Genomic DNA, 2502 nt, shown 5'->3' with positions numbered 1-2502 from the left:
CTGTATCCACGTACTTAGAAAGGATAAAATATCAGGCTGCTGACCTAAGGTTGCCCAAAAAATCCCATCGGTAAAATGGGATTGAACCTCCTCGTCATGGGCTAAGGCGGCAGCTAAGGTAGATTTTCCAATTCCTCCCAAGCCATAGATGGCACTAACCACTAAGGTGCCAGCTCTAGCGGTTTCTTGGGATAACAGAATTTGTTTTAGTCGTTGGCTTACTTCCAGGCGCTCGACATAATACGGAGGTAGTGGGGGAGCTTGATTTGGTCGAGTTTGGTTAACCTGCCTCCCAGGCGACTGTAGTCAATTATAATTATTAGTTATTTTGTCTCTTCCAATACTATCTCCTCCAATACTATCTCTTCCAATACTATCTCTTCCAATACTATCTCTTCCAATATTAGTATTACCTTGATTAATATCCCCTTTGGCAAAGTTCTCCACGTTTTCAATTATGTTCTCAATGTTGTAAGTCTCACTAGTAGCCTGGTGGGATTCCAAGGCTTTGGTAATCTTTTCAAGAATTTCCTCTAAGTTAGGCAAAGCTTCAGCATCAACCGTAGTCACCAAACCATCGATGGCTTGGGCAACTTCGGGATTTTGCTTGGCTGCTGCTTCTACTTCCAATACCACCTCGGCATAATTGAGAGGTTGCTCTGGAGCTTGCTCAATAGCCATTACTGTATCTGGAGACTGGCTTCTCAGGGATTCCACAAACTGGTTAGTCTGGTCCCAGACAACTTGCCCGACATTTTCCCCAGTTTTTTCTAGAGCTTTAGTGGCGAGCACAGTAGAAATAGCGACAACGGCAGCAGCTAATGGTTCCATAGTTGAAGGAGATGATTGATAGTTTTAGTATATAACTTTAGCAAAGGGAGTAGGGAGCAGGGAGTAGGGAATCGGGAGTAGGGAGTAGGTAAATGCTATAGTAAGCATTCAGCTATCAGCTATCAGCTATCAGCTATCAGCTTATGTGCTACGCATATGCTTACATGCTATACTCAACTTATATTATATCATTAAAAGTAGTTTAACTAATGCTAATCTTACCAGAAGAAGAATTAACTAAATTAGTTCTAAATAACGAGCACTTGATTATCGAATATTTAGCAATAAGCGAGGCAAAATTGAGGAATCTGGAGCAATCTAATCAAGAAGGATTTTATGCTGAATTCAAGCAAATTATCGAAAGAATGAATTTTGTAGAGGATTTGGGTCGAATTGGATCAGAACACAAGGGTCAGCCTTTAATAGCAGCTCTGGGAGATGAATTTGAACTAAATGGTCAAATCGCGACTGCCCAAACCCTCAATAATCAATCATTACTTGCTATGGGGTGGAATCGTTTAGGACGATTACTCCAACAACAGGGTAAATTAGATCAAGCACAGCAGGCTTTTGAACGAGAAATTGCGATCGCTGAAGCCCTCAATAATCAATCATTACTTGCGATGGGATTGAACCATTTAGGAGAAGTGCTCCAACAACAGGGTAAATTAGATCAAGCACAGCAGGCTTTTGAACGAGCACTTGAAATCGATACTGTTAATAAATTCAGTAGTCTTTACACAGGACTGTCTAGATTATCAACAGTTTTGGAAAAGCATATCTTTGACTTCTCCAAGGACTATCTAGAACGTATTAAACGTAGATTAATGGCAATTTTGCAAGCTTCTGCCTTGGCATCTGAACAAAATGAGCTTCCAGACGCAGCCAAAAACTATCTTATGGATATCAGAAATACGGCAAGGGTAATTTTGTGGCAGATTGACAATTATCAACTATCTCATCAAAAGTATCCAGTCACAAACCTCTTAGATTGGCTAAAAACTTCACCAACTTGGGCTGGAGATGATTTTCAAGAGTGTTTGGACTATGTCAACCGAGTTAGGGAATAAATAGAGGATGCCGGAGTACGTATCAACGATTTATGGATAGCTTGCACAGCCATACAACATAATTTAATTATTGTTTCAGAAGATAGAGATTATCGAAAAATGAATGAAGTCAGGAATCTAAAATTAGAGTGCTGGAAGTAATAAGCGCGTTGTATCTGGGTTGTGAACATACTCCCAAAGGCCAAGAGGCAACAGGCAACAGGCAACAGGCAACAGGCAACAGGCAAGAGGAGAAAGAGATTCTCAGTTTTATTGTCTAATCAAAAAAGATATCCTAGGTTTACATCTAACCCTACACAAAAAAAACAAAGGGGCATTGGGGATTTTGGTTAAGGTGTTGCTCATTAACACAGCTAACTCAAAAAAATAAAATAAATTACACATAATTGAGTCCATAAATCGCTAAAACTAATATTTGTAAATAAATGTAAAAACTTTTAATTATCCCTTGCATTTTTTCCAGTAGTTATCTATGAATACCGAGTCCGCACCGTCAGTCGCTCTGAGGATGTGAAGGAGTTGGAAGGGTTTGTGTTGCGCCGAGACCAATCAGGAACTGTCTATTTGGGGGATGTAGCTGATGTCCGCATTGGTCGCAAGC

General features: G+C 40.2%; 5 protein-coding genes. 3 read left to right on the top strand and 2 right to left on the bottom strand.

The features are described from left to right. Window positions 1-201 (bottom strand): NB-ARC domain-containing protein (locus tag F6J94_RS32910; RefSeq protein ID WP_367142317.1); only part of this gene is annotated, 201 nt, incomplete at its 3' end. A 105-nt stretch (window positions 202-306) separates the two neighbouring features. Further along, window positions 307-831 carry a hypothetical protein gene (locus tag F6J94_RS32905; RefSeq protein ID WP_293047917.1) on the bottom strand — a complete coding sequence of 175 codons (525 nt, stop codon included), beginning with the start codon at window positions 829-831 and terminating at the stop codon, window positions 307-309. A 209-nt stretch (window positions 832-1040) separates the two neighbouring features. Between F6J94_RS32905 and F6J94_RS32900 the strand changes: the two genes are divergently transcribed. The 3 genes from F6J94_RS32900 to F6J94_RS32890 are packed head-to-tail and all read left to right on the top strand — an operon-like array spanning window position 1041 to window position 2161. Beyond that, entirely contained in the window at window positions 1041-1901 is an 861-nt protein-coding gene (locus F6J94_RS32900) for a tetratricopeptide repeat protein (protein WP_293047915.1), read from the top strand. After that, complete coding sequence (locus F6J94_RS32895; protein WP_293047920.1) at window positions 1902-2042, top strand: PIN domain-containing protein; 141 nt, start codon at window positions 1902-1904, stop codon at window positions 2040-2042. After that, window positions 2030-2161, top strand: a complete 132-nt coding sequence (locus F6J94_RS32890; protein ID WP_269087035.1) for a hypothetical protein — start codon at window positions 2030-2032, stop codon at window positions 2159-2161. Before F6J94_RS32895 ends, F6J94_RS32890 begins: the two co-directional genes overlap by 13 nt. Window positions 2162-2502: the final 341 nt, after the last annotated feature.

The sequence above is a fragment of the Moorena sp. SIO1F2 genome, from assembly GCF_010672755.1.
Taxonomy (GTDB): Bacteria; Cyanobacteriota; Cyanobacteriia; order Cyanobacteriales; family Coleofasciculaceae; genus Moorena.
Note: the sequence above shows the minus strand (reverse complement) of the source record. Positions and strands in the feature narration are given on the sequence as shown.

Bases quoted from the DNA above. Each gene is read 5' to 3' on its own strand.
- F6J94_RS32905 (WP_293047917.1), bottom strand. From the start codon at position 831: ATGGAACCATTAGCTGCTGCCGTTGTCGCTATTTCTACTGTGCTCGCC.
- F6J94_RS32900 (WP_293047915.1), top strand. From the start codon at position 1,041: ATGCTAATCTTACCAGAAGAAGAATTAACTAAATTAGTTCTAAATAAC.